Source organism: Citrobacter sp. CK180, assembly GCF_030333655.1.
GTDB lineage: Bacteria > Pseudomonadota > Gammaproteobacteria > Enterobacterales > Enterobacteriaceae > Citrobacter_B > Citrobacter_B koseri.
This window is the reverse complement of record NZ_JAOWFM010000040.1, coordinates 1-26,856: the sequence shown is the minus strand read 5'-3', so window position 1 is coordinate 26,856 and position 26,856 is coordinate 1. Positions and strand designations below refer to the sequence as shown.

The 26,856-nt window shown below is 54.5% G+C and carries 20 protein-coding genes and 1 riboswitch; of the genes, 13 read left to right on the top strand and 7 right to left on the bottom strand.

Translation table 11 applies throughout. The features are described 5' to 3' along the window. Positions 1-6: 6 nt before the first annotated feature. Entirely contained in the window at positions 7-2,508 is a 2,502-nt protein-coding gene (gene ptsP / locus OGV50_RS06945; RefSeq protein WP_286488409.1) for a phosphoenolpyruvate--protein phosphotransferase, read from the bottom strand. A 308-nt stretch (positions 2,509-2,816) separates the two neighbouring features. On the opposite strand from ptsP, the gene OGV50_RS06940 reads away from it, so the two are divergent. The 5 genes from OGV50_RS06940 (at position 2,817) to OGV50_RS06920 (ending at position 7,843) form a co-directional block, all read left to right on the top strand. After that, positions 2,817-3,896, top strand: coding sequence for a PTS fructose transporter subunit EIIC (locus tag OGV50_RS06940; protein WP_012133843.1), 1,080 nt, complete (start codon positions 2,817-2,819; stop codon positions 3,894-3,896). A gap of 14 nt (positions 3,897-3,910) precedes the next feature. Continuing rightward, on the top strand, positions 3,911-4,231 hold the full coding sequence (locus OGV50_RS06935; protein ID WP_024130658.1) for a PTS fructose-like transporter subunit IIB: 321 nt from the start codon (positions 3,911-3,913) through the stop codon (positions 4,229-4,231). 112 nt (positions 4,232-4,343) lie between these two features. Next, on the top strand, positions 4,344-6,641 hold the full coding sequence (locus OGV50_RS06930) for a formate C-acetyltransferase (RefSeq protein ID WP_200093290.1): 2,298 nt from the start codon (positions 4,344-4,346) through the stop codon (positions 6,639-6,641). Beyond that, the gene (locus OGV50_RS06925) at positions 6,607-7,485 is read left to right on the top strand and encodes a [formate-C-acetyltransferase]-activating enzyme (RefSeq protein ID WP_286488408.1); all 879 of its coding nucleotides are present in this window, start codon (positions 6,607-6,609) and stop codon (positions 7,483-7,485) included. Before OGV50_RS06930 ends, OGV50_RS06925 begins: the two co-directional genes overlap by 35 nt. Position 7,486: 1 nt before the next feature. Continuing rightward, the gene (locus OGV50_RS06920; RefSeq protein ID WP_112001499.1) at positions 7,487-7,843 is read left to right on the top strand and encodes a PTS fructose-like transporter subunit IIB; all 357 of its coding nucleotides are present in this window, start codon (positions 7,487-7,489) and stop codon (positions 7,841-7,843) included. On the opposite strand, the gene OGV50_RS06915 is transcribed toward OGV50_RS06920, so the two are convergent. From OGV50_RS06915 to argE, 4 genes are all read right to left on the bottom strand, one after another. Continuing rightward, on the bottom strand, positions 7,830-8,690 hold the full coding sequence (locus OGV50_RS06915) for an AraC family transcriptional regulator (RefSeq protein ID WP_049008124.1): 861 nt from the start codon (positions 8,688-8,690) through the stop codon (positions 7,830-7,832). The genes OGV50_RS06920 and OGV50_RS06915 overlap by 14 nt on opposite strands. A gap of 138 nt (positions 8,691-8,828) precedes the next feature. After that, entirely contained in the window at positions 8,829-10,562 is a 1,734-nt protein-coding gene (locus OGV50_RS06910) for a phosphoethanolamine transferase CptA (protein WP_286488407.1), read from the bottom strand. A gap of 218 nt (positions 10,563-10,780) precedes the next feature. Then, positions 10,781-13,432 (bottom strand): phosphoenolpyruvate carboxylase, encoded by a 2,652-nt coding sequence (gene ppc / locus OGV50_RS06905; protein WP_012133836.1) that lies wholly within the window; start codon positions 13,430-13,432, stop codon positions 10,781-10,783. Positions 13,433-13,719: 287 nt separating this feature from the next. Further along, positions 13,720-14,871, bottom strand: coding sequence for an acetylornithine deacetylase (gene argE / locus OGV50_RS06900; RefSeq protein WP_024130656.1), 1,152 nt, complete (start codon positions 14,869-14,871; stop codon positions 13,720-13,722). Between the two features lie 154 nt (positions 14,872-15,025). On the opposite strand from argE, the gene argC reads away from it, so the two are divergent. The 4 genes from argC to oxyR all read left to right on the top strand — a co-directional run bounded on the left by argC (position 15,026) and on the right by oxyR (position 19,541). Beyond that, entirely contained in the window at positions 15,026-16,030 is a 1,005-nt protein-coding gene (argC, locus tag OGV50_RS06895; protein ID WP_112001501.1) for an N-acetyl-gamma-glutamyl-phosphate reductase, read from the top strand. A gap of 7 nt (positions 16,031-16,037) precedes the next feature. Continuing rightward, a complete protein-coding gene (gene argB, locus OGV50_RS06890) occupies positions 16,038-16,814 on the top strand; it encodes an acetylglutamate kinase (RefSeq protein ID WP_012133833.1) in 777 nt (258 codons plus the stop codon). A 116-nt stretch (positions 16,815-16,930) separates the two neighbouring features. Beyond that, the gene (argH, locus tag OGV50_RS06885; protein ID WP_112001502.1) at positions 16,931-18,304 is read left to right on the top strand and encodes an argininosuccinate lyase; all 1,374 of its coding nucleotides are present in this window, start codon (positions 16,931-16,933) and stop codon (positions 18,302-18,304) included. Positions 18,305-18,623: 319 nt separating this feature from the next. Continuing rightward, complete coding sequence (gene oxyR, locus OGV50_RS06880) at positions 18,624-19,541, top strand: DNA-binding transcriptional regulator OxyR (RefSeq protein ID WP_012133831.1); 918 nt, start codon at positions 18,624-18,626, stop codon at positions 19,539-19,541. Here oxyR and sthA read toward each other — a convergent pair. Then, entirely contained in the window at positions 19,524-20,924 is a 1,401-nt protein-coding gene (sthA, locus tag OGV50_RS06875) for a Si-specific NAD(P)(+) transhydrogenase (RefSeq protein ID WP_012133830.1), read from the bottom strand. The two genes, oxyR and sthA, sit on opposite strands and share 18 nt — an antisense overlap. A gap of 198 nt (positions 20,925-21,122) precedes the next feature. Here sthA and fabR point away from each other — a divergent pair, with 198 nt between their 5' ends. Both fabR and OGV50_RS06865 read left to right on the top strand, forming a co-directional pair. Next, on the top strand, positions 21,123-21,758 hold the full coding sequence (gene fabR, locus OGV50_RS06870) for an HTH-type transcriptional repressor FabR (RefSeq protein WP_047459767.1): 636 nt from the start codon (positions 21,123-21,125) through the stop codon (positions 21,756-21,758). Between the two features lie 15 nt (positions 21,759-21,773). After that, positions 21,774-22,133, top strand: a complete 360-nt coding sequence (locus tag OGV50_RS06865; protein ID WP_012133827.1) for a YijD family membrane protein — start codon at positions 21,774-21,776, stop codon at positions 22,131-22,133. A 195-nt stretch (positions 22,134-22,328) separates the two neighbouring features. On the opposite strand, the gene trmA is transcribed toward OGV50_RS06865, so the two are convergent. Further along, on the bottom strand, positions 22,329-23,429 hold the full coding sequence (gene trmA / locus OGV50_RS06860; protein WP_047459762.1) for a tRNA (uridine(54)-C5)-methyltransferase TrmA: 1,101 nt from the start codon (positions 23,427-23,429) through the stop codon (positions 22,329-22,331). A 114-nt stretch (positions 23,430-23,543) separates the two neighbouring features. Then, positions 23,544-23,733: riboswitch (cobalamin riboswitch) on the top strand. 65 nt (positions 23,734-23,798) lie between these two features. On the opposite strand from trmA, the gene btuB reads away from it, so the two are divergent. Next, positions 23,799-25,667 (top strand): TonB-dependent vitamin B12 receptor BtuB, encoded by a 1,869-nt coding sequence (btuB, locus tag OGV50_RS06855; protein ID WP_286488406.1) that lies wholly within the window; start codon positions 23,799-23,801, stop codon positions 25,665-25,667. After that, positions 25,612-26,463 carry a glutamate racemase gene (gene murI / locus OGV50_RS06850; protein ID WP_024130654.1) on the top strand — a complete coding sequence of 284 codons (852 nt, stop codon included), beginning with the start codon at positions 25,612-25,614 and terminating at the stop codon, positions 26,461-26,463. The genes btuB and murI overlap by 56 nt, the downstream gene beginning before the upstream one ends. Positions 26,464-26,856: the final 393 nt, after the last annotated feature.

Sequence of the window (26,856 nt, the reverse complement as noted above, 5' to 3'; positions counted from 1 at the left end):
TCCCTCTTAGAGTTCAAGTTCATGTTGCAACAGGCTGGCAATTGCCTCGGCAGATGCGGCGTTGACCAGCGCGTTGCGGAATTCTTCGTGCATAATGCGGCGGGCCAGGCGTGAGAAAATGCGCATATGCTGGTCGCCTGCGGCGTGTTTGTTGAGTGTCAGCATGATGATGAACTGCGCATCGTCATCGCCCCAGCGTACCGGCGCTTTCAGACGCGCTACGCTGATGGTGGACTGCTCAATGTGTTCAGATTTGCTGTGTGGAATGGCGAAGCTAAACCCTAACCCGGTGGAGAACACGGCTTCACGCGCCCACAGGTCGGCCTCCAGCTTGCGCGGGTAGCGACAGCGGCTTGCCAGCAGCAGGTTGTCGGTCATCCCCTTGATCACCTCTTCTTTGCTGCGCCAGTCGCTATCAAGCGTGATGCACTGGGCGGTGACCAGCGGTGCGTCCTGTTGGGACATGCGGAATTGCGCCAGCAGATGTTCCACTTCCAGCGAGGTGCGACAGGCCATCGCCTGATTCAGCAACTGGCGGCAGGCACGACTGTCGAGCTGCGCCATCCGCGCTTTAGCGGCAGGAATTGACGGGGCGCTCATGCTGATCTCGTCCAGCCCCAGACCGACCAGCAGCGGCAACACTGACCCTTTCGCGCCGAGTTCGCCGCACAGGCCAATCCATTTCCCCTGACGATGTACCGCCTGTACGGCGAAATCCAGCGCGCGCAGGAAGGCCGGATTCAGGCTGTTGTAGTGACGGGTGACTTTGGCGTTGTCGCGATCGACCGCCAGCAGATATTGCGTCAGGTCATTGCTGCCAATACTGAAGAAATCAATCTCTTCACAGCACTGGTCGATGATGAACATCACCGATGGCACTTCCAGCATGATGCCGAGGGGGATCTTCTCATCAAACGGGACGTGCTCGTTGCGTAACTGCTGTTTAGCCTCCGCCAGCTTCTCTTTGACCCACAGGATCTCTTCCATTGAGGAGATCATCGGGATCATGATTTTCAGGCTGCCGTGTGCGGAAGCGCGGAGGATCGATCGCAGCTGCGTGGTAAACAGCGTGGCGTACTCTTCATAAATACGTACGGCGCGATAGCCGAGGAACGGGTTGGCTTCCGCAGGAATGTTCAGATAATCAACGGGCTTGTCACCGCCGATATCCATCGTGCGCACAATAATGCTACGGCCCTGTGCGGACTCCAGCGCCTGGCAAAAAATGTTGTACAGCTCGTTCTCGCAAGGTGCGCTGGTTCTGTCCATATACAGCATTTCTGTACGGAACAGACCAACCGCTTCCGCGCCGTTGCCGAATGCCGCTTGCGCTTCGACGGAGTGCGCAATGTTGGCGGCCACTTCCATACGGATACCGTCGGCAGTGCGCGCTTGTTGGGTCAGCCAGATACGCTGTTGCTCGCGTAAAGCGTCCTGCACACGGGCTTCCTGTTGGTAGTAACGGGTGACGGGTTCATCTGGCGCAACGACAATCGCACCGGCGTTGCCGTCGATATAGACCGTCTGGTGCAGCCACGGCGTTAGCGCCTCAATATCCACGCCAACCAGCGTGGGAATGTTGAATGAGCGGGCAAGAATAACCGTGTGCGAAGTCGTACCGCCGCTTTTTAACAACAAGCCTTTGAGGAACGTTTTGTCCAGTTCGAGGAACTGGCTTGGGGTGAGTTCATCGGCCATACAGACGGTGGGTTGGGTCAGTTTGCCTGGCGCCGGGAAGCGTTGTTCGCCATAAATTTGTTGCAGGAGCTGGAAGCAGACGTCGCGTACGTCCAGCGCGCGTTCCTGTAAATAGCGGCTGCTGGAACGGGCAAACTCATCACAAAAGTGTCCGGCGCTTTCGACTATCGCCTGCGCACAGCTTAAACCGCGCGCAACGCCTGCCAGCAAATGTTGGCGCAGGGAGGTGTCGCCTGCCAGCGAACGGTGGGCTTCCAGAATCGCGCTGGTGGCGCCGTCGCTGCCGAGCTGGCGGAACGCAATATTCTTTATCAGCAGCGTTAAGCCGTTATCCAGCGCAGATTGCTCGGTCTCTATATCACTGGCAGCAGGAAGTTCGCCGAGCGTATTGAGATCCAGCGAGGAGAGCTGCGTCAGAACGCCGCCCGCGCTGCCGGTGCAGACGGCGCGGGCGCGAAAAAACAGCGGGTTCAGGTTTGTCAGCGATGCCGGAAGCGGCTCCAGCTCACTGTTTTTGATCTCCGCCAGAGGCGCATCGCAAAGGGGGAATTCATCGCGCAGCCATTGGCTCAGGCGCTGGTGGGCATCCTGTTCGTCCGTACCTGAAATCAATAACTGACAGGCGTCGCCTGCCAGCGTGTCGGTGCCAATCAGCGCCAGCGCGCTTTTGGCGTTGCCTTTACGGTCGGTGCGCAGGTTATGCCACTCAATGTGTGAGGTAAAGGTGTTGCACAGCGTCTCAACGTGGCTTGCCGGGCGGGCGTGTACGCCATTGGGCAGCTCACAGGTAAATTCCACAATCAGGGCCATTGCCTTTCTCCCATAACGATTCTCTGGCTACAGGATAAAAGGGCGTTGCCGCATAGTGCCATGTGACAAAACTGCCAAACGCTGGACAAATGTAACATACACGTCAAATTGCGAGACACTTCACAAGTCGGAATACGGCATCTTATTTCTGAGGTTTGATAAGTTATGAGGCGGATCGCATTTTTGTACTGATATTACAAAAATCCAGTAAATGGCCTTTTTATCCACTGTCTGCGCCGCGTTGGATTGCCTATTGTTTGCCACAACAACGTTATGGATAGGGGCCTGAAGCGGCCCGGGAGCGACTTATGAAAGAGTTGGTGCAGATCCTGAAAAACACCCGTCAACATCTGATGACCGGTGTTTCGCATATGATCCCCTTCGTCGTAGCGGGTGGGATCTTGCTGGCGGTTTCCGTCATGCTGTATGGCAAAGGCGCTGTTCCCGATGCCGCGACCGATCCTAATCTCAAGAAGCTTTTTGATATTGGCGTCGCAGGGCTGACGCTGATGGTGCCTTTTCTCGCCGCCTATATCGGTTACTCCATTGCTGAACGTTCCGCGCTGGCGCCTTGCGCGATCGGCGCCTGGGTGGGCAACAGCTTTGGCGCCGGGTTCTTTGGCGCGCTCATCGCCGGGATTATCGGCGGTATCGTCGTGCATTATCTGAAGAAAATCCCGGTGCATAAGGTATTGCGCTCGGTGATGCCTATCTTCGTTATCCCTATCGTCGGCACCTTCATTACCGCAGGCATCATGATGTGGGGGCTGGGCGAACCGGTTGGCGCGTTAACCACCAGCCTGACCCAATGGCTGCAAGGAATGCAGCAGGGCAGCATCGTGCTGCTGGCGGTCATCATGGGGCTGATGCTGGCCTTCGATATGGGCGGCCCGATTAACAAAGTGGCCTACGCCTTCATGCTGATTTGCGTGGCGCAGGGCGTATACAGCGTGGTGGCGATTGCTGCGGTGGGTATCTGCGTTCCGCCGCTGGGTCTGGGCCTGGCAACGCTGGTTGGTCGTAAAAACTTCTCTTCTGAAGAACGTGAAGCCGGTAAAGCCGCGCTGGTAATGGGCTGCGTTGGGGTCACAGAAGGCGCGATACCCTTCGCCGCCGCCGATCCGTTGCGAGTGATCCCGTCCATTATGGTTGGCTCTGCCTGTGGCGCGGTAACGGCTGCGCTGTTTGGCGCGCAGTGTTATGCCGGCTGGGGCGGGCTGATTGTTCTGCCGGTTGTGGAAGGGAAACTGGGTTATATCGCGGCAGTCGCTGTCGGGGCGGTAGTGACGGCAATCTGCGTTAACGTGCTGAAAAGTCTGGCGCGTAAGAAAGTGTCTCAGGTTGATGAGAAAGAAGACGACCTGGATTTAGAGTTTGAGATGAATTAAGTGAGGAATGAGCCATGACGAAGATTATCGCAGTAACAGCATGTCCTTCTGGTGTCGCACACACCTATATGGCGGCCGAAGCGCTGGAAAGCGCGGCCAAAGCAAAAGGTTGGGAAGTCAAAGTTGAGACCCAGGGCTCGATTGGTCTGGAAAACGAACTGACTGCGGCGGATGTGGCGGATGCGGATATGGTGATTCTGACCAAAGATATCGGCATCAAGTTCGAGGAACGCTTTGCGGGTAAAACCATTGTTCGCGTCAACATCAGCGATGCGGTAAAACGCGCCGATGCCATTATGAACAAAATTGACGCGCATCTTTCGCAAATCGCTTAACGTTAGAATGCCCGATGGCGCAAGCTTATCGGGCCTACGATGTTAATCCCCGTAGGCCGGATAAGGCGCTCACGCCGCCATCCGGCAACAAGCTTGCCTACAGGAGTTCCTCATGACGAATCGTACCCAGCGCCTTAAAGCCGCACTTTTCCAGAATAACCGTGAAATTTCGCTTGAGCGCGCGCAGCTGTATACCACCAGCTATCAGCAGACAGAGGGAGAGCCGGTCATATTGCGTCGTGCTAAAGCGACGGCGTATATCCTTGAGCATGTTGAAATTTCGATTCGTGATGAGGAGTTGATTGCCGGGAACCGCACGGTGAAACCGCGGGCGGGGATTATGTCGCCGGAAATGGACCCGTACTGGTTACTTAACGAGTTAGATCAGTTCCCGACGCGTCCGCAGGACCGTTTTGACATCAGCGAGGACGATAAGCGCCTCTACCGCGAGGTGCTGTTCCCGTACTGGGAAAAACGGTCGATGAAGGATTTCATCAACGGCCAGATGACCGATGACGTGAAAGCCGCCGTCAGCACGCAGATTTTTAGCGTTAACCAGACGGATAAAGGGCAGGGGCACATTATTATTGATTACCCGCGGCTGTTGAATCACGGTCTGGGTGAACTGGTGGCGCAAGTGCGGCAACACTGCCAGCAGCAGCCGGACAATCACTTTTACCAGGCGGCGTTGCTGCTGCTGGAGGCTTCGCAAGGCCACATTCTGCGTTACGCGATGCTGGCGGAGAAAATGGCGGAAAGCTGCCTGGATGCGCGTCGGCGTCAGGAGTTGCTCACCATTGCCGCGAACTCCCGACATAATATGCAGCACAAGCCGCAAACCTTCTGGCAGGCGTGCCAGCTGTTCTGGTACATGAACATCATTCTGCAATATGAGTCTAACGCCAGCTCGCTCTCGCTGGGGCGTTTTGACCAGTATATGCTGCCGTTTTATCAGGCATCGCTGACCCAGGGCGAAGACCCGGCATTTTTAAAAGAACTCCTCGAATCGCTGTGGGTAAAATGTAACGACATCGTGCTGTTACGCTCGACCAGCAGCGCACGCTATTTCGCCGGATTCCCGACCGGTTACACCGCATTGCTTGGGGGATTGACGGAGAACGGACGCAGTGCGGTGAACGTGCTCTCTTTTCTCTGTCTTGATGCGTACCAGAATGTGCAACTGCCGCAGCCGAACCTTGGCGTGCGTACCAATGCGCTGATTGACACGCCCTTCCTGATGAAAACGGCGGAGACGATTCGCCTCGGCACCGGTATTCCGCAGATCTTTAATGATGAAGTGGTTGTGCCCGCGTTCCTGAACCGGGGTGTTTCGCTGGAGGACGCCCGTGATTACGCGGTAGTGGGGTGTGTGGAGCTGTCGATTCCGGGCAGAACCTACGGCCTGCATGACATCGCCATGTTCAACCTGCTGAAAGTGATGGAAATCAGCCTGTATGAGAATGAAGGAAACCGCACGCTGACGTACGAAGATCTGTTGGCGCATATTCGCGCCAAAATCAGCCATTACATTACGCTGATGGTGGAAGGCAGTAATATTTGCGATATCGGCCACCGTGACTGGGCGCCGGTACCGCTGCTTTCCTCGTTTATCAGCGACTGCCTGGATAAAGGCCGTGATATTACCGATGGCGGCGCGCGTTATAACTTCTCTGGCGTACAGGGGATTGGCATTGCTAATCTGAGCGACTCCCTGCACGCGTTAAAAGGGCTGGTATTTGATCAGCAACGTTTACGTTTCGATGAGCTGCTGGCGGTGTTAAAGGCGAACTTTGCGACGCCGGAAGGTGAGCGAATTCGTGCCCGGCTGATTAACCGCTTCGAGAAATACGGTAATGATATTGATGATGTGGATAACATCAGCGCTGAACTGCTGCGCCATTACTGTAAAGAGGTGGAGAAATACCAGAACCCGCGCGGTGGGCAATTTACACCGGGTTCATACACCGTCTCCGCGCATGTGCCGCTGGGTTCGGTGGTGGGGGCGACGCCGGATGGCCGTTTTGCCGGGGAACAGCTGGCAGACGGCGGGTTGTCGCCAATGCTCGGCCAGGATATGCAGGGGCCGACGGCGGTGCTGAAATCAGTAAGTAAACTGGATAACACGCTGCTTTCTAACGGTACGCTGCTCAACGTGAAGTTTACGCCCGCGACGCTGGAAGGTGAGGCCGGCTTGCGCAAACTGGCGGATTTTCTGCGCGCCTTTACCCAGCTTAAGCTACAGCATATTCAGTTTAACGTGTTGAATGCGGATACGTTGCGTGAAGCGCAATTGCGCCCGCAGGATTTCGCCGGGCTGGTGGTGCGCGTGGCGGGTTACAGTGCCTTCTTTGTCGAGCTGTCGAAGGAGATCCAGGATGACATCATTCGCCGCACCGCGCATCAGCTGTAAGAATCTGGAAACGAGCGCTGATGATGTCGCACGTATTTTCAACATTCAGCGTTATTCGTTGAATGACGGGCAGGGAATTCGTACGGTGGTCTTTTTTAAAGGCTGCCCGCATACCTGTCCGTGGTGCGCCAATCCAGAGTCTATTTCGCCACGCATCGAAACGGTGCGGCGGGAGAGTAAATGTCTGCATTGCTTGCCCTGCTTGCGTGATGCGGATGAATGCCCTTCCGGGGCGTTTGAACGTATCGGGCGCGATATTACGCTGGATGAACTGGAACGCGAGGTGATGAAAGACGAACTCTTTTTTCGCACCTCCGGCGGCGGCGTCACGCTTTCTGGCGGTGAAGTATTAATGCAGGCGGCGTTTGCCACACGGTTTTTGCAACGTCTGCGACGTTTCGGCATTTCCTGCGCGATTGAAACCGCAGGCGATGCGCCTGCCAGTCGGTTGCTACCGCTGGCTAAAGCGTGTGATGAAGTGCTGTTTGATTTAAAGATTATGGAGCCGCGCCGGGCGCATGAGGTGGTCAAAATGAATTTACCACGCGTGCTGGATAACCTGCGTTTACTGGTAAACGAGGGGATTACGGTCATCCCCCGTTTGCCGTTGATTCCGGGCTACACGCTCAACGTTGAGAATATGCAGCGTGCGTTGGCAGTGTTGCTATCGTCAGGGATTAATCAGGTGCACCTGCTACCGTTTCATCAGTATGGTGAAGCGAAATACCGTCTGCTTGGGCAGGCGTGGGCAATGAAAGATGTGCCTGTACCCTCGCCGCAAGAGGTGGCGGAAATGCAGGCGTTGGCAGAGCGAGCCGGGTTTCTGGTCACTGTGGGAGGTTAATATGACAGTCTCAACTGTACGCTATCTGGTTGCCGTTACCGCCTGCGTCAGCGGCGTGGCGCATACCTATATGGCTGCCGAACGCCTGGAGAAGCTCTGCCAGCAGGAAAAATGGAACATTAAAATTGAAACCCAGGGGGCGCTGGGCACGGAAAATCGCTTAACGGAGGAGGATATCAACCGGGCAGATGTTGTGTTGCTGATTACGGATATTGAACTGGCGGGCGCGGAGCGTTTTGTTCAGAGTCGGTATGTTCAGTCAGGAATTAACGCCTTTCTTCGCGAACCTCAGCGGGTGATGAGCGCCGTGCGTAAACTGCTCACTGCGCCGCAGCATACGCATCTTATTCTGGAGTAGCCTTCTTTTCCGTCAACTGGCTGTGGTACTGCCGACGATATTCTGACGGCGAACGCTCCGTATTTTTACGAAACAGGCGGCAGAAATAGTTGCTGTCGACAAATCCACAGGTGTGAGCCACTTCTTTGACTTTCAGATCGTAACCCTTCAGCAGCGTTTTCGCGTGTTCCAGCCGAGTGTGATTCAGATATTCGTTAAAGCCGATAGCGCCTGTTTTTTGAAACAGATGAGAAAGGTAGTTTGGCGAAATATAAAACGCCTGCGCCACCGATTCGCGGGTGAGCGGGGAAGCGTAACGCTCATCGATATAGCTGCGAATCGCTTCAAAAAGCGCCTGACTCCGTGACGCCGTCTGGATTTGGCTACCCAGCAGGTCGCGGCAGTGGCTCAACAGGCTGGCGACAATTAATCGGGCCGTCTGCTGTTCCTGCGGCTGCATCTGCATTTCATTGAGCGTTTGCAGCAGGAAGGAGCCAATACGTGGACCTCGACGTGCGACATGCTGCTTTGCAAGATTCTGATATTGTTTGCCGTCCCAGTGAACAACGCTGAAACCTAATTGCTGCTTGCCGAACAGGATGCTGAGCGTGGTGACGGGCGTTTGCCACTGCGGGAAGTTCCAGCTGCCTGCCGGAACATACAGAACGTCGCCAGCGATGAGTGTCACGGGCGCGGCCGGGATGCCTGTATCGGTGAACTCTCCCTCCAGCACCATCTCCAGGCGTGGAAAATCAACCTGATACGCCAGTTCGGGCGCCGTACCGCTGGTATTGGCGAAAAAAACCTGCCGCAGCGCCATAGGGCCGTTAATCAGACGGGAGAGAAGGTGGCTGACGTCGTGATACATGTTGATACCTTGCAGAGCGCAGACAGAGGAAACAGTAACGTTGAACGTAAACCGCCTCAAGCGATAATTGCCGGATGGCGGTACGCGGGTTATGCATTTTGCAGGCCGGATAAGCGTCAGCGCCATCCGGCGATGCCGTTACTGATTCCCGACATGATCCCCGTAAGGCAGGGTATCGTAATCAATCAACGCGTTTTTCTTATACGGGTTGCTAATCCAGCGCGTGATCGCCTTAAACTGCGGGCTGGTGATGGAGCGCGTCGGGTCGAACCCGTCGTAGGTCAGCCCCGCTAAGTCGGACCAGGTATGGATAAGTTCAGAGCTGCTGTACTTGCGGTCAACATACGCCGAGAGATCGCGCGGGTGTGCGGCCTGCCACTTTTCTGACGTCCATAACAGGAACGGCACCGTATACATATGACGCGTAGGGTTGTCTTCGTTACGTCCCTGCGTTTTGTGCGGCGGCGTGTCATACACTTCTTCACCGTGATCGGAGAAGTAGAGCAGAAAACCGTTCGGGTCAGTCGCTTTATAGTCCTTAATCAGGCTGGCGACGACATGGTCGTTATACAGATTCGCGTTATCGTAATCGTTATAAATATCCTGTTCGTCTTCGCTCACGCCCGCAGGGATATGATCGGTTTGACCGTCAAATTTTCCCTGATTCTCCGGGTAGCGGAATTTGTATTTGATATGTGTTCCCAGCAGGTGAACGATAATAAATTTCTTCGGTGCCGGGTCGGCCATTACGTCTTTAAAGGGCGCCAGAACGTTGGTGTCATATTCCCGCGCGCTTTGAGTACGTTGTTGATTCATATAAAACTGCTTGTCGGTCTGTTTCGAGAATACGGTCAGCATCGTATTACGCGCGGTCATCGTCTGCTGATTGGTGATCCAGAACGTCTTATAACCTGCCTGTTTCATCATGTTCATCAGCGACGGTTTCGTCAGATACAGATCCGGGTTCTTTTCATTGGCGAAGGTCAGCGCCTGTTGCAGAATTTCAATCGTGTATGGCCGGGAGGTGACGACGTTATTGAATACGGTCAGACCCGGATCGCTTTTATGCAACGCGTCCAGCTCTGGCGTGGTTTCACGCGGATAACCGTACAGACTCATGCGACCACGCTGGGTTGACTCGCCGATAACCAGCACTAACGTACGCGGCGCATCACCGGAGTTATCTTTAAAATTCGTTAACGGAGGCAGCGCGTTGTTCTCGTTAAGCAGGCTATTCAGCGACGTGAGTTGCTGATTATATTGATAATAGCCATTGATAAACTGCCACGGCGCAGCGGGTTCCATACGCGAGGCGAGGCCGCCTAATGTCTGCTCAAACGGCTTATGCTTGATAAACGTCCCGACGGCGATCGGATGCAGAATAAGGCCGTATAACAATGCAAAGGAGACTAACCAGCGCCACGGCGCGGGAATATATATTGGCTTTAAACGCGTCCACAGCAGGATTGCCACGGCGGTATAGGCCAGGGCGATAAGGATAATCTTCAGACTGAAATACTGGCTCAAGTACTCGCTGGCTTCGTTCGCGTTTGTTTCAAACATGACATACAGAACGCTTTGCGAGAATTCCTGCCCGTAAATGACATAATAACTGAGCGCCGCCAGCGAAGAGGCCCAGAGTACAACGCCAATAGCGGCGGCAATCGCGCGGGTATGACGGGGAAATAAAAATACCGGGATCAGCCAGAGCGAACTGAAAAGCAGTGAATCACGCAGCCCGTTGGTGCCGCTATAGCCGCTGATGCAAATAACGGCCTGAAGTAATGTAGAGAAGAACCAAAAATAGAGTAGCGCCCAGCCAAGGGCTTTCCAGCTAAACGAAGGTTTAGCAGATGTGTGTGTGAAGAACATATATGAAGCCTGTTTTTATTCGAGTCGCCAACGTAGCGACAAATCATTAAGAGAACCTTAAGTATGGCGATGCCAGTGACCTATTCTTGTTGATGGCGTATTCAGCAGAGTGAACAAAACGCAGGCAGGAATATATTGAAAAACAGGCGATTATTACAGAAATATTTCAAAGCCCTCTCGCCCGGGCGGGCGAGAGGGGATATGACGATGCGTGTGGGTTAGCCGGTATTACGCATCCCCGCAGCCACGCCCGCAATCGTGACCATCAGCGCCTGTTCGACGCGCGGGTCTGGATCTTTACCTTGCTCTTCTGCAAGACGGGAACGGTGTAAAAGCTCCGCCTGCAATACGTTCAGCGGGTCGGTATACACATTCCTTAACTGGATAGACTCGGCAATCCACGGCAGGTCGGCCATCAGATGGGAATCGTTGGCAATCGCCAGCACCACTTTGATGTCCTCTGCCAGCAGGTTGCGTAACTCTTCACCCAGTGGCCACAGCGCTTTTTTGACCAGGCGTTGATCGTAGTATTCCGCCAGCCACAGGTCGGCTTTAGAGAACACCATCTCCAGCATGCCGAGGCGCGTGGAGAAGAACGGCCAGTCGCGGCACATAGCCTCCAGTTCGCTTTGCTTGCCATCTTCAACAACTTTTTGCAGCGCGGTGCCCGCACCCAGCCAGGCCGGGAGCATCAGGCGGTTTTGCGTCCAGGCGAAGATCCAGGGAATGGCGCGCAGGGATTCAACCCCACCTGTCGGGCGACGTTTTGCCGGGCGCGAACCGAGCGGCAATTTGCCCAGTTCCTGTTCTGGCGTTGCGGAACGGAAGTACGGGACGAAGTCTTTATTCTCACGGACATAGCCGCGATACAGGTCGCAGGAGATCACGGACAGCTCGTCCATGATATGACGCCACGAATTTTTCGGCTCCGGCGGCGGCAGCAGGTTGGCTTCCAGAATCGCGCCGGTGTACAGAGACAGGCTGCTGATGGTGACTTCAGGCAGGCCGTACTTAAAGCGGATCATCTCACCCTGTTCGGTCACGCGCAGGCCGCCTTTCAGACTGCCCGGCGGTTGGGAAAGCAGTGCCGCATGAGCAGGCGCGCCGCCACGGCCAATGGAACCGCCGCGACCGTGGAACAGCGTCAGTTCAATTCCGGCTTTTTCACAGGTTTTGATCAGCGCGTCCTGAGCCTGATACTGCGCCCAGGAGGCGGCCATTACGCCTGCGTCTTTCGCCGAGTCAGAGTAGCCAATCATGACCATCTGTTTGCCCTGAATAAAGCCGCGATACCAGTCGATATTCAGCAACTGGGTCATTACCGCGTCGGCGTTGTTCAGGTCGTCCAGCGTTTCGAACAGCGGCGCAACCGGCATGGCAAAGCTAATTCCGGCTTCTTTCAACAACAGATGCACGGCCAGCACGTCGGACGGCGTTTTCGCCATAGAGATAACGTAAGCGGCGATGGAACCCAGCGGCGCTTCGGCAATCACTTGACAGGTCTCAAGCACTTCGCGGGTGTCGTCGCTCGGTTCCCACTGACGAGGCAGCAGCGGACGCTTGGAGTTGAGTTCGCGGATCAGGAAAGCCTGTTTATCGGCTTCGGACCAGCTTTCATAATCGCCGATGCCCAGATAACGCGTCAGCTCGCCTAGCGCTTCGGTATGGCGGGTGCTCTCCTGGCGAATATCGATGCGCACCAGCGGCACGCCAAAGCATTTCACCCGGCGCAGGGTATCAAGCAGTTCGCCATTGGCGATGATGCCCATGCCGCACGCTTGCAGAGACTGATAACAGGCGTACAGCGGCTCCCACAACTGCTCGTTTTGCGTCAGCAGGCCAGCGGGTTTCGGCAGTTTCTCGCCTTTCAGACGCGCTTCCAGCCAGGCTTGCGTTGCCATCAGGCGGGAACGCAGGCTTTTCATCAGGTAGCGGTAAGGTTCTGATGCGCCTTCTTCGCCGACCAGCGCCAGCAGTTCCGGCGTGGCGTCAACCATCGACAGCTCAGAAATCAGAACCTGAATATCTTTCAGGAACAGATCGGTGGCTTTCCAGCGGCTCAACAGGAGAACGTGGCGGGTGACATCAGCCGTTACGTTCGGGTTGCCGTCACGGTCGCCGCCCATCCAGGAGGTGAAACGCACCGGAACAAAATCCACCGGCAGTTTGTAGCCCAGATGCTCTTCCAGTTGTTCGTTCAACTCACGTAGATAATTTGGCACCCCTTCCCACAGGCTGTTTTCAACCACCGCAAAGCCCCATTTGGCTTCGTCGACCGGACTTGGGCGGTTTTTACGGATTTCATCCGTATGCCAGGACTGGGCGATCAGCTGGCGCAGACGGCGCATGAGCTGATTACGTTCGTAATCCGCGATCTCTTTGTTATCGAGCTGCTTCAGACAGGCGTTGACTTCGCCCATTTTGTGAATCAGCGTGCGGCGAGTGATCTCGGTAGGGTGTGCGGTCAGTACCAGTTCCAGAGATAACGACTCCACCGCGTTTTTGATGGTGGCTTCGTCGAGATTGGGTTGATCTTTCAGTTTACGCAGGGTGCGGGCAATCACTTCCGGGTTGCTGGCAGCTTCGCCCTGCGGCGAAATGCTGTGGTACTGCTCGGCGGTATTGGCCAGGTTCAGGAACTGACTAAACGCGCGGGCAACAGGCAGCAGCTCGTCGTTGGACAGATTCTGTAGCGTGGTGAGCAACTCCTGGCGATTCGCTTCATTGCCAGCGCGAGATGATTTAGACAGCTTACGGATTGTTTCTACGCGATCAAGAATGTTCTCTCCCAGCGCATCCTTGATGGTTTCTCCCAGCACTTTGCCGAGCATACTGACATTACTACGCAACGCGGAATATTGTTCGTTCATATGATCCCAGACACCCCATCTGTTTTGAATATGTCCTGTATCTTTCGCGTCACAGCGGCGTTGGCTGCAACGTGAAATCTTTCGGACTTTAATTTTTTACATCACTTCTTATCTTTATAAAGCCACGTAAAACACCTGACGTCAATTGCTGCGAAATCGGTTCAGCAAACGAATAAATGACGGGAATTTACGTAATTTAATTCACATCGAATCAAATAAGCGTTGCTTATGGAAATGTTAATAAATCACCTCGCTTACCACTAAAGGGTTAGCGAGGTGATAAGCAGTTAATGCCAGCAGAAATGATGGACAACCTGCGTAATCAGCTCGCGGGTTGGCTTGATAAAACGCGTTTCCAGATATTCATCCGGCTGGTGCGCCTGATTAATCGAACCCGGGCCAAGCACCAGCGTCGGGCACAAGGTCTGGATAAACGGCGCTTCGGTGCAGTAGTTCACCACTTCGGTTTGCGCGCCCAGCAGTTTCTCGACCACTTCCACCAGTTGATGGTCAGGCGGACATTCGTAGCCGGGAATCGGCGGATGCAGTTCGGACACCGTCAGACGGCCCGGCCAGCGTTCGCTCACGGGCGCCAGCGCATCGTTGAGCAATCCGTTGAGATCGTTCAGCGTCATGCCCGGCAGCGGGCGAATATCCATATGCAACTCGCAACAGGCGCAGATACGGTTCGCGGCGTCGCCACCGTGAATGTGGCCCAGGTTTAATGTCGGATAAGGAACGGTAAACGCCGCGTAGTGATAACGTTCTTTCAGGTCATCGCGCAGCTGCATGATGCGGCCAATGGCGTCGTGCATCAGCTCAATGGCGTTAACCCCGCGCGCCGGATCGCTGGAGTGGCCCGATTGCCCCAGAATGCGGATGGCGTTTGAAATGTGGCCTTTGTGCGCGCGCACCGGTTGCAGGGACGTTGGTTCACCGATGATCGCGCAGTCCGGGCGCAGGGCGGTGGTTTCAGCAAAATAGCGCGCGCCCGCCATGCTGGTCTCTTCATCAGCGGTAGCCAGAATATACAGCGGTTTTTTCAGCGTCGTCACATCCACGTCACGCAGGGCATCGAGGATAAAAGCAAAGAAGCCTTTCATATCCGCCGTACCCAGCCCGTAGAGCTTGTTATCGTGCTCGGTCAGCGTGAACGGATCGCGCGTCCAGCGTCCGTCGTCAAAGGGAACGGTATCGGTATGGCCCGCCAGCAACAAACCGCCAGCACCCTGTCCGGTGCTTGCCAGCATATTGAATTTATTGCGCGTACCGGGGACTGCCTGAACCTCAACCTTGAAGCCCAGATCTTTAAACCAGTCTGCCAGCAGAGTGATTAAAGACGCATTACTTTGATCGAGCGCTTCTTCGGTAGCGCTAATCGACGGTGTGGCAATCAGAGCGCGGTAAATCTCGATAAATGGCGGTAAAGTGTTTTTCATTGTTGACACACCTCGGGTCATGATAGTATCAATATTCATGCATTATTTGTGAATAAAAATACATTAACGTTGAGCGTAAGAAAACCCACCAACTGTAAGGTGAAGTTGTTACGGCTTAACCAGGCAACCAGACATAAGAAGGTGAACAGCCCCGATGTTGAATACGCTGATTGTGGGTGCCAGCGGTTACGCTGGCGCAGAGCTTGTGACCTATGTAAATCGTCATCCTGATATGACCATAACCGCTTTAACCGTCTCAGCGCAAAGCAATGATGCAGGAAAGCTAATCTCTGATTTACATCCGCAGTTAAAAGGCATTGTCGATCTGCCATTGCAGCCAATGTCTGATATTAGCGAGTTCAGCGGCGGGGTGGATGTGGTGTTTCTCGCCACCGCGCATGAAGTGAGCCACGACCTGGCCCCGCAGTTCCTGAATGCGGGCTGCGTTGTGTTTGATCTCTCCGGTGCGTTTCGGGTTAATGATAGCGCCTTCTACGAAAAATATTATGGCTTTACCCATCAGCACCCTGAGCTGCTGGAACAGGCGGTGTATGGCCTGGCGGAGTGGAGCGCGGGCAAGCTAAAAGAAGCGAATCTGATTGCGGTGCCGGGATGCTATCCGACGGCGGCGCAATTGTCGTTAAAACCGCTGATTGACGCAGGCCTGCTGGATCTCAACCAGTGGCCGGTCATTAACGCAACCAGCGGCGTGAGCGGCGCCGGGCGTAAGGCGGCGCTTTCGAACAGTTTCTGTGAAGTCAGCCTGCAACCGTATGGCGTCTTTACCCATCGTCATCAGCCGGAAATCGCCACCCATCTGGGGGCAGAGGTTATTTTCACGCCGCATCTGGGGAACTTCCCGCGCGGAATTCTGGAAACGATCACCTGCCGCCTGAAAGCTGGCGTTACCCATACTCAGGTGGCGCAAGCGTTGCAGCAGGCGTATGGCGACAAGCCGCTGGTGCGGCTATATGACAAGGGCGTTCCGGCGCTGAAGAATGTGGTCGGGCTGCCGTTCTGCGATATTGGTTTTGCCGTTCAGGGCGAGCACCTGATCGTGGTGGCGACCGAAGATAACCTGTTGAAAGGCGCAGCGGCGCAGGCAGTGCAGTGCGCAAATATCCGTTTCGGCTTTGCTGAAACGCAGTCTCTTATTTAAGGGTGCAATGATGAATCCATTAATTATCAAGCTGGGCGGCGTATTACTGGATAGCGAAGAGGCGCTGGAGCGTCTGTTTACTGCGCTGGTCAATTACCGCGAGTCGCATCAGCGTCCGCTGATTATCGTGCACGGCGGCGGCTGCGTTGTGGATGAGCTGATGAAACAGTTAAATTTGCCGGTGAAAAAGAAAAATGGCCTGCGCGTGACGCCCGCCGATCAGATCGACATCATCACCGGCGCGCTGGCGGGAACCGCCAATAAAACCTTGCTGGCGTGGGCGAAAAAACACCATATCGCGTCCGTTGGCCTGTATCTCGGCGACGGCGATAGCGTAAAAGTGACTCAACTCGATGAAGAGCTGGGCCACGTTGGACTGGCGCAGCCGGGTTCGCCTAAGCTGATTAACACGCTGCTGGAAGGCGGCTTCTTGCCGGTGGTCAGTTCCATTGGCGTGACCGAAGAAGGGCAACTGATGAACGTCAATGCCGATCAGGCGGCGACGGCGCTGGCGGCAACGCTGGGGGCGGATCTGATCCTGCTTTCTGATGTAAGCGGTATTCTGGATGGCAAAGGTCAGCGCATTGCCGAGATGACGGCGGCCAAAGCGGAACAGCTGATCGATCAAGGTATCATTACCGACGGCATGATTGTGAAGGTGAACGCGGCGCTGGACGCCGCCCGCACGCTGGGGCGCCCGGTGGATATCGCCTCCTGGCGTCATGCCGAGCAGCTTCCGGCGTTGTTTAACGGTACGCCGATCGGTACGCGTATTCTGGCTTAAACTATTTTGTGCCCGATGGCGGCCACGCCTTATCGGGCCTGGGTGAACCGAACCTGTAGGCCGGATAAGCTAAGCGCCATCCGGCATTGAAATTCAAGATATTAAGGAAGCATGTTATGGCACTTTGGGGTGGGCGTTTTACACAGGCAGCGGATCAACGGTTCAAACAGTTTAATGACTCATTGCGCTTTGATTACCGCCTGGCCGAGCAGGATATCGTCGGCTCTGTGGCCTGGTCCAAAGCTCTGGTCACGGTTGGGGTGTTGACTGCGGATGAGCAACTGCAACTGGAAGAGGCGCTGAGCGCGCTGCTGGAAGAGGTTCGGGTGAATCCGCAGCAGATTCTGGAAAGCGACGCGGAAGATATTCACAGCTGGGTGGAAGGCAAACTGATCGATAAAGTCGGCCAGTTGGGTAAAAAGCTGCACACCGGGCGCAGTCGTAACGACCAGGTTGCGACCGACCTGAAGCTATGGTGCAAAGATACGGTCACCGAGCTGCTGTCTGCTAACCGTCAGTTACAAAGCGCGCTGGTAGAGACGGCGCAGAATAATCAGGATGCCGTCATGCCAGGGTACACCCATCTGCAACGCGCGCAGCCGGTGACGTTTGCCCACTGGTGCCTGGCGTATGTGGAAATGCTGGCGCGTGATGAGAGCCGCTTGCAGGATGCGCTCAAGCGTCTGGACGTCAGCCCGTTAGGCTGCGGCGCGCTGGCGGGTACGGCGTATGAAATCGACCGTGAACAGCTGGCAGGCTGGCTGGGCTTTGCCTCGGCGACGCGTAACAGTCTGGACAGCGTGTCCGATCGTGACCATGTGCTGGAACTGCTGTCCGACGCGTCTATCGGCATGGTTCACCTGTCGCGCTTTGCGGAAGATCTGATTTTCTTTAATACCGGTGAAGCGGGCTTCGTGGAACTCTCCGATCGCGTGACGTCAGGTTCATCGCTGATGCCGCAGAAGAAAAACCCGGATGCGCTGGAACTGATCCGTGGCAAGTGCGGCCGTGTGCAGGGGGCGTTAACGGCGATGATGATGACGCTGAAAGGCCTGCCGCTGGCGTACAACAAAGACATGCAGGAAGACAAAGAAGGGCTGTTTGATGCGCTCGATACCTGGCTGGACTGCCTGCACATGGCGGCGCTGGTGCTGGATGGCATTCAGGTAAAACGTCCGCGCTGCCAGGAAGCGGCGCAGCAGGGCTATGCGAATGCGACTGAGCTGGCGGATTATCTGGTTGCCAAAGGCGTGCCGTTCCGTGAAGCGCACCATATTGTGGGCGAAACGGTGGTGGAAGCGATTCGACAGGGAAAACCGCTGGAAGATCTGTCGCTGGCTGACCTGCAAAAATTTAGCGTTGTGATTGGCGATGATGTGTATCCGATTCTGTCGCTGCAATCATGCCTGGATAAACGTGCGGCGAAAGGCGGTGTTTCACCGCAGCAGGTTGCGCAGGCGATCGACTACGCGAAGGCGCGTCTGGCGTAACTGGCGTTGTGCCGGATGACGCCTTATCCGGCCTACAAAAAATTGTGAACCGTCGCCATCCGGCAACAGTCATCAGAGCCTGGCATTACGTCGGGCTTATTTATGCAAAAAAAAGCGGACCATAGGGTCCGCAAAAGTTCACGTTGGCTTTAGTTATTTCGAGTTGAGAAAAACTCTTTGAACGGGCGGTGACTTCAAGGGTTAAAGAGGTACCGCTCCGTTTCTGTGATGTATTATTAGACAGAAAGCTTGATAGGGATAATCGTTCGTTGCTATGCTACCTATCGCCATGAACTATCGTGGCGACGGAGGATGAATAATGAATATTCGTGATCTTGAATACCTGGTGGCATTAGCCGAACACCGCCATTTCCGGCGTGCGGCGGACTCCTGTCACGTCAGCCAGCCGACGCTCAGCGGGCAAATCCGTAAGCTGGAAGATGAACTGGGCGTAATGCTGCTGGAGCGTACGAGTCGTAAAGTTCTGTTCACCCAAGCGGGTTTACTGCTGGTGGATCAGGCGCGCACCGTGCTGCGTGAGGTCAAAGTGCTCAAGGAGATGGCAAGCCAGCAAGGTGAGACGATGTCTGGCCCATTGCATATCGGCCTGATCCCAACGGTTGGCCCTTACCTGCTGCCGCATATTATTCCGATGCTGCATCAGACCTTCCCGAAGCTGGAAATGTATCTGCATGAAGCGCAGACGCACCAGCTGCTGGCGCAACTGGACAGCGGCAAGCTTGACTGCGTGATCCTGGCGCTGGTGAAAGAGAGCGAGGCGTTTATCGAAGTGCCGCTGTTTGATGAACCCATGATGCTGGCGATCTATGAGGATCACCCGTGGGCGAATCGCGATCGTGTGCCGATGTCCGATCTGGCGGGTGAAAAACTGCTGATGCTGGAAGACGGGCACTGCCTGCGCGATCAGGCGATGGGCTTCTGCTTCGAGGCGGGCGCGGATGAAGACACCCATTTCCGGGCGACCAGTCTGGAAACGCTGCGCAACATGGTTGCGGCGGGGAGCGGTATTACCTTACTGCCTGCGCTGGCGGTTCCGCAGGAGCGTAAGCGTGATGGCGTAGTCTACCTGCCGTGCATTAAGCCGGAGCCTAAGCGTACGGTTGGGTTGGTTTATCGTCCGGGATCGCCGCTGCGCAGTCGCTATGAGCAACTGGCGGAGGCCATCCGTGCGGAGATGGATGGCCATTTCGACAAAGCGTTAAAACAGGCGGTTTAAGCCGTTTAGCGCCGCTACCCGATAGGCTTCCGCCATTGTCGGGTAGTTAAAGGTGGTGTTAACGAAGTACTCAATGGTGTTACCGCCGCCTTTCTGTTCCATAATCGCCTGGCCGATGTGAATAATTTCGGCCGCGCGTTCGCCAAAGCAGTGAATCCCCAGAATCTCTTTTGTTTCCCGATGGAACAGGATCTTCAGCGTTCCCACGTTCATCCCGACGATTTGCGCGCGCGCCAGGTGCTTAAACTGCGCACGTCCGACTTCGTAAGGCACTTTCATCGCCGTCAATTGCTGCTCGGTTTTGCCGACGGAGCTGATTTCCGGGATGGTGTAAATCCCGGTAGGGATATCTTCAATAAGATGGGCGGTCGCTTCGCCTTTCACCAGCGCCTGCGCGGCAATTCGACCCTGGTCGTAAGCGGCGGAAGCCAGACTCGGATAGCCAATCACATCGCCCACTGCGTAAATGTGCGGCAGTGCGGTCTGGTACATGCTGTTGACCTTGAGTTGCCCACGGCTGTCGGTTTCCAGACCGATATTTCCCAGCGCCAGTGAATCGGTGTTACCGGTGCGTCCGTTGGCGTACAGCAGACAGTCGGCCTTCAGCTTTTTACCGGATTTCAGGTGCATAATGACGCCGTCGTCGCAGCCTTCAATCTTCTCGTACTCTTCGTTATGGCGAATAACCACGCCGCTGTTCCAGAAGTGGTAAGAGAGAGAGTCGGACATCTCCTGATCAAGAAACGCCAGCAGACGGTCGCGGGTGTTAATCAAATCGACCTTGACATCCATTCCCCGGAAGATTGACGCATATTCGCAGCCGATCACCCCGGCGCCATAGATGATGACGTGACGAGGTTCGTGATGCAGGCTAAGGATTGAGTCGCTGTCGTAAATACGTGGATGCGCGAAATCAACGTCGGCCGGGTGATAAGGACGCGACCCGCAGGCAATCACGAATTTCTCCGCCGTCAGGGTTTCGACCGTGCCGTCGTGGCACTCCAGCGCGAGGGTGTTTTCGTCAACAAAATGCGCATTACCCTGCAATATTTCACAGTGGTTGCGCTCATAAAAGCCCTGCCGCATGCGCGTTTGTTGATTAATGACGTTATCGGCATGGTTGAGAATATCGGCAAAGGAAGAACGAAGTAGTCGGGAGTGGTCGCTGTAGAGGGGGTTCTGGTTGAATTCGATGATACGGCTGACGGCATGGCGGAGCGCTTTCGACGGGATGGTGCCCCAGTGGGTACAACCGCCGCCAACGTTGTGATAACGCTCAATAACGGCGACGCGCGCTCCTTGCTTAACCAGACCCATTGCAGCGCCTTCGCCGCCGGGGCCTGAACCTATGACGATTGCATCATAATCCCAGGAATGTGGCATGGTATTACTCACCTGTTTTTATACATAAAATAAACACGATGATAACATTCGCGCGCCTTTAACCCAATTATCGTTGTGCTTTTTTGTGGAGCTGGAGCACAAACAGCCTGTAAACAATCATTCACAAAGCTGAACAAACAGATTAAGTTTGTTCTCTGGTATAGTGCCAGATAAGGCATATGGAAGGATTCAGACATCGTGATGGGCGTTAGAGCGCAACAAAAAGAAAAAACCCGGCGTTCGCTGGTAGAAGCCGCATTCAGTCAACTGAGCGCCGAACGGAGTTTCGCCAGTCTCAGTTTACGCGAAGTAGCGCGTGAAGCGGGCATTGCGCCAACCTCATTTTATCGCCATTTCCGCGATGTGGATGAGCTTGGCCTGACGATGGTGGATGAGAGCGGTTTAATGCTGCGCCAACTGATGCGCCAGGCGCGTCAGCGTATTGCCAAAGGCGGCAGTGTGATCCGTACCTCGGTCTCCACATTTATGGAGTTCATCGGCAACAATCCTAACGCCTTCCGTTTATTATTGCGTGAACGTTCCGGCACCTCGGCCGCGTTTCGCGCCGCAGTCGCGCGTGAGATTCAGCATTTCATCGCGGAACTTGCGGACTATCTGGAACTCGAAAACCATATGCCGCGCGCGTTCACTGAAGCGCAAGCCGAAGCGATGGTGACGATTGTGTTTAGTGCAGGTGCCGAGGCGCTGGATGTTGGTGCGGAACAACGCCGACAGCTGGAAGAGCGGCTGGTACTGCAACTGCGCATGATTGCGAAAGGGGCATATTACTGGTACCGCCGTGAACAAGAGAAGATGGCACATCACTCCGAGTAATGTGAAGGACGAGCAATGAAACAGTCAGGTCAAGATAAAGGTACGCTGTTGCTGGCGCTGGTCGCTGGCTTATCGATCAATGGCACATTCGCGGCGCTGTTTAGCTCCATCGTGCCGTTTTCTGTATTCCCGATTATCGCGCTGGTGCTGGCGGTTTATTGCCTGCATCAACGTTATCAAAACCGCACTATGCCTGTCGGCTTGCCGGGGCTGGCTGCCGCCTGTTTTATCCTCGGCGTGTTGTTGTACAGCACCGTGGTACGTGCGGAATACCCGGATATCGGTTCTAACTTCTTCCCGGCGGTGCTGTCGGTGATTCTTGTGTTCTGGATTGGCTTTAAGATGCGTAACCGCAAGCAGGAAGTCGCGGAATAATGCCGGATGGCGGCGTAAACGCCTTATCCGGCCTACGATGATTTGTAGGCCCGGTAAGCGCAGCGCCACCGGGCATATCGCCGGATGGCGGCGTAAACGCCTTATCCTGCCTACGATGATTTGTAGGCCCGGCAAGCGCAGCGCCACCGGGCATATCGCCGGATGGCGGCGTAACCACTTTATCCGGCCTACGTTTTACCTGGCAGTGAGTAACACGCCGCATTCCATATGGTGCGTATACGGGAACTGATCGAACAGAGCCAGACGTGACACATTGTGCGTCTGGCTTAATGTTTCCAGGTTCTTACACAGCGTCTCCGGGTTGCAGGAGATGTACAAAATACGCGGATATGCCTGCACCATTTTCTCGGTTTCACTGTCCAGCCCGCTACGCGGCGGATCGACAAAAATCGTTTCACACTGATAGCTCTTCAGGTCGATGCCCTGCAAACGGTTAAACTCGCGTACTCCGTTCATCGCCTGCGTAAACTCTTCGGCGGCCATACGGATAATCTGCACGTTATCAATATGGTTAGCGGCAATGTTGTACTGCGCTGCGGCGACTGACGGTTTGGCGATTTCCGTTGCCAGCACCCGGTCGAAGTTACGCGCCAGAGCCAATGAGAAGTTGCCGTTGCCGCAGTACAGTTCAAGCAGGTCGCCTTTCGACGCTTTGGTTGCATCCAGCGCCCACTCCAGCATCTGAATATTCATTGCGGCATTGGGCTGCGTGAAGCTGTTCTCTACCTGACGGTAGATCATCTCTTTTCCCGCCACGGGCAGACGTTCGTCAATGTAATCCTGATCCAGCTCGATTTTGGTTTTGGTCGCCCGGCCAATCAGATGCACATTCAGGTTTTGCGCTCGCAGCGCATCCCGCAGCGTTTCCGCTTCCTGGCGCCACTCATCATCCAGCTTTTTATGGTACAGCAGCGAAACCACCGCCTGATTGCTCATCGTGGTGAGGTAATCAATCTGGAACAGCTTATGGCGCAGGACGCGATTATGGCGCACGCCTTCAATCATCGCCGTCATCAGCTGGTTAATCAGCTCGCTGGCCGCCGGGAAGCTGTCGACGCGGATACGGCTTTTCGTCTGCTGATCAAAAATGATGTGATACAGGTCGTCGCCGTCATGCCACAGGCGAAATTCGGCGCGCATCCGATAATGGCTGACTGGCGAGCGAAACACTTCCGGGACCAGGTCAGAAAACGGCGCCATCATACTCTGCAAGCGCACCACTTTTTCGGCTAGCTGCGCGTCATACTGTTCTGTCGGAAGGTGTTCGGGGGTCATGATGCATCCTGAAAAATAAAAGTACGCGGGGATTGTAGGGATTGCTCATCAGATGTCCAGTCATTGATGATTTCCGATATTGTGATATGCGGTCTGGACGTAGATTGTTACAGAATGTAGCATCCGTGAGCCGGTCCTGTGAGTTAATAGGGAATCCAGTGCGAATCTGGAGCTGACGCGCAGCGGTAAGGAAAGGTGAGATGAGAGCATAAGCAGACACTGCCACCCGGCGGGAAGTCATCATCTCTTGTATCCTGAGGATAACCTTCCAAGCCCGAAGACCTGCCGGCTAACGTCGCATCTGGTGTTCATCATCGCGTACTATCGATGAAGCCTGCGGCATCCTTCTTATATTGTGGATGCTTTACAATGATTAAAAAATCTTCGCTGCTGACGGCGCTCTCCGTCACGGCATTTTCTGGCTGGGCGCAGGATACTAACCCAGACACCCTGATCGTCACCGCAAATCGTTTTCAACAACCTGTTAATACCGTACTGGCGCCTGCTGATGTTGTGACGCGTGAGGATATCGACCGCTGGCAAGCGAAGAATTTGAATGATGTGATGCGCCGCCTGCCGGGCGTTGATATCAATCAAAACGGCGGCATGGGGCAGTCTTCTTCTTTGTTTATTCGTGGTACGGAAGCCAAACAGGTATTGGTTCTGGTCGATGGTGTTCCCATGACCCGCCCTGGCATTACGAATAACCCCGATCTGAATCAGATTCCAATATCGCTGGTGCAACGCGTGGAATACATTCGTGGACCACGTTCCGCGATTTATGGTTCCGGCGCAATGGGTGGGGTCATTAACGTTATTACGCACTCCGATCAAGAACAGTCAAAAATTACTGCGGGTGTTGGTTCAAAAGGTTATCAGCAATATGACGGTACGTTGCGCCATCGCTTTGGCGACACTGTCGCCACGGTAGCGGGTTCTTATGAGGGCAATAAAGGCTTTAACGTACAGCCCGGCTCAACCTGGGATCACGATCGCGACCGCGATGGTTTTCGCAGCAAGGCATTCTGGGGCAGCCTCGAACATAAATTTAATGATAATTTCGATGGTTTTTTCCGTGGTCACAGTTATACCAACAACTCTGATTACGATCTGGGAAGCCCGCCGTCTATTCCGGCCTACAGTGCTGATGAATCGCAACTCTACAATCAGAGCTGGGACGCAGGTCTGAAATTCAACTCCGGGATTTACTCTTCACAACTTCTCGCCAGCTACCAGAAGGTGAAGGACTATAACTACAGCAGTATTTATGGTCGCTATCATGACGGTACGACGCTCGATCGCATGACCCAGCGTAACCTGCAATGGGGTAATAACCTTATCGTGGGGCACGGTTCCGTTAGCGCGGGCGTAGACTGGCAGCAGCAGCGTTTGACCTCATCCGATACCGTGATGTCGGACACATATAAACGCGATAACACCGGTTTATACCTGACCGGTCAGCAACAATTCGGCGATGTAACGCTGGAGGCTTCAGGGCGTGAAGATCATGATAAACAGTTTGGCTGGCATGGCACCTGGCAGACGACGGCTGGATGGGAGTTTATCGACAACTATCGAGTAACTATCGGCTATGGTACCGGGTTCCTGTCTCCATCTCTGGGGCAGCAGTTTGGTTCTACCCGTTTTGGCATCAACGCGAATCCTAACCTGAAACCGGAAGAGTCTAAACAGTGGGAGGCCGGGCTGGAAGGGCTCACTGGTCCGCTGGACTGGCGCCTGTCTGCCTACCATTACAAGATTACTAACCTGATCACTTACTACTTTGATCCAAACACCTACCAGGGTGAGTATGACAATATTGATGCGGCAACCATTAAAGGCGTGGAATGGACGGGCAGCTTTGATACCGGCATCTTTAGCCATCGTGTTACGTTGCAATATGTCGATCCGCGTAATGACGACAACGGTGAAGTGTTAGCCCGACGCTCGAAGCGCCAGGCGAAGTATCAACTGGACTGGACGATGTTTAACGTCGATATGGATGTATCGTGGCAGTATTACGGCAAGCGCTACGATAACAACACCTCCCAGTACAATAACACCCAGCAAATCTTGCCGAGCTATAGCACTGTTGATGTTTCTGCATCGTATCCGATCACCGATCGCCTGACAGTTCGTGGTAAAATCGCCAACCTGTTCGATAAAGATTACGAGACAGCTTATGGCTACCAAACTGCAGGACGAGAGTACTACTTGTCTGGCAGCTACACCTTCTGATCCACGTCCCACCGTGCTGGTGTTTGATTCCGGCGTCGGTGGGTTGTCGGTCTACGATGAGATTCGGCATCTCCTGCCGAATCTCCACTATATATATGCTTTCGATAACGTCGCGTTTCCTTACGGGGAAAAGAGCGAAGCGTTTATTGTCGAGCGCGTCGTCGAGATCGTTACCGCAGTGCAGCAGCGTTATCCTCTCTCACTTGCGGTAATCGCCTGTAATACGGCCAGCACGGTTTCTCTTCCTGCATTGCGTGAAAAATTCGCGTTCCCGGTTGTGGGCGTCGTACCTGCGATTAAACCCGCAGCGAGGCTGACCGCCAACGGCATCGTCGGGTTGCTGGCAACGCGTGGCACGGTAAAACGCCCTTATACCCATGAGTTGATAGCGCGATTTGCGAATGAATGTCAGATAGCGATGTTGGGATCGGCAGAACTGGTGGAGCTGGCGGAAGCCAAACTGCACGGTGAACCCGTATCGCTGGAAGAACTACGCCGTATCCTGAGACCCTGGCTGCGGATGCCGGAACCGCCCGACACGGTTGTTCTGGGATGTACCCATTTCCCTCTATTACAGGAAGAACTGTTGCAGGTCCTTCCTGAAGGGACAAGGCTGGTGGATTCCGGGGCGGCGATTGCGCGTCGCACAGCCTGGTTGTTAGAGCATGAAGCGCCGGATGCCAAATCAGCGGAGGCTAATATTGCTTTCTGCATGGCAATGACGCCAGAGACCGAGCAATTAATACCCGTTTTACAGCGTTACGGTTTCGAAACGCTCGAAAAACTGGCGGTTTGAGGTGGTTTTGCTTAAAAAGAAAGCAGTCGGAAAATAATTTTAAATTTCCCCTTGTCAGGCCGGAATAACTCCCTATAATGCGCCTCCACTGACACGGAACAACGGCACACAGGCCGCCGGGTCAGCGGGGTTCAGCGATGAACGCCGGCAGAGAAAAGTGAAAATAAGCACTTGACTCTGAATGAGGAAAACGTATTATACGTCACCTCGCAACGGTGAGCTGAAAGCCGCGTTGCAACTGCTCTTTAACAATTTATCAGACAATCTGTGTGGGCACTCAAAGTGACATGGATTCTTAATGTCTTCGGACAATAAATGAATACCAAGTCTCTGAGTGAACACGTAATTCATTACGAAGTTTAATTCACGAGCATCAAACTTAAATTGAAGAGT

Bases quoted from the DNA above. Each gene is read 5' to 3' on its own strand.
- trmA (WP_047459762.1), bottom strand. From the start codon at position 23,429: ATGACCCCCGAACACCTTCCGACAGAACAGTATGACGCGCAGCTAGCC.
- OGV50_RS06930 (WP_200093290.1), top strand. From the start codon at position 4,344: ATGACGAATCGTACCCAGCGCCTTAAAGCCGCACTTTTCCAGAATAAC.
- OGV50_RS06940 (WP_012133843.1), top strand. From the start codon at position 2,817: ATGAAAGAGTTGGTGCAGATCCTGAAAAACACCCGTCAACATCTGATG.
- OGV50_RS06865 (WP_012133827.1), top strand. From the start codon at position 21,774: ATGAAACAGTCAGGTCAAGATAAAGGTACGCTGTTGCTGGCGCTGGTC.
- btuB (WP_286488406.1), top strand. From the start codon at position 23,799: ATGATTAAAAAATCTTCGCTGCTGACGGCGCTCTCCGTCACGGCATTT.
- OGV50_RS06920 (WP_112001499.1), top strand. From the start codon at position 7,487: ATGACAGTCTCAACTGTACGCTATCTGGTTGCCGTTACCGCCTGCGTC.
- oxyR (WP_012133831.1), top strand. From the start codon at position 18,624: ATGAATATTCGTGATCTTGAATACCTGGTGGCATTAGCCGAACACCGC.
- OGV50_RS06935 (WP_024130658.1), top strand. From the start codon at position 3,911: ATGACGAAGATTATCGCAGTAACAGCATGTCCTTCTGGTGTCGCACAC.
- sthA (WP_012133830.1), bottom strand. From the start codon at position 20,924: ATGCCACATTCCTGGGATTATGATGCAATCGTCATAGGTTCAGGCCCC.
- OGV50_RS06915 (WP_049008124.1), bottom strand. From the start codon at position 8,690: ATGTATCACGACGTCAGCCACCTTCTCTCCCGTCTGATTAACGGCCCT.
- ppc (WP_012133836.1), bottom strand. From the start codon at position 13,432: ATGAACGAACAATATTCCGCGTTGCGTAGTAATGTCAGTATGCTCGGC.
- OGV50_RS06925 (WP_286488408.1), top strand. From the start codon at position 6,607: ATGACATCATTCGCCGCACCGCGCATCAGCTGTAAGAATCTGGAAACG.
- argE (WP_024130656.1), bottom strand. From the start codon at position 14,871: ATGAAAAACACTTTACCGCCATTTATCGAGATTTACCGCGCTCTGATT.
- argC (WP_112001501.1), top strand. From the start codon at position 15,026: ATGTTGAATACGCTGATTGTGGGTGCCAGCGGTTACGCTGGCGCAGAG.
- argB (WP_012133833.1), top strand. From the start codon at position 16,038: ATGATGAATCCATTAATTATCAAGCTGGGCGGCGTATTACTGGATAGC.
- OGV50_RS06910 (WP_286488407.1), bottom strand. From the start codon at position 10,562: ATGTTCTTCACACACACATCTGCTAAACCTTCGTTTAGCTGGAAAGCC.
- ptsP (WP_286488409.1), bottom strand. From the start codon at position 2,508: ATGGCCCTGATTGTGGAATTTACCTGTGAGCTGCCCAATGGCGTACAC.
- argH (WP_112001502.1), top strand. From the start codon at position 16,931: ATGGCACTTTGGGGTGGGCGTTTTACACAGGCAGCGGATCAACGGTTC.
- murI (WP_024130654.1), top strand. From the start codon at position 25,612: ATGGCTACCAAACTGCAGGACGAGAGTACTACTTGTCTGGCAGCTACA.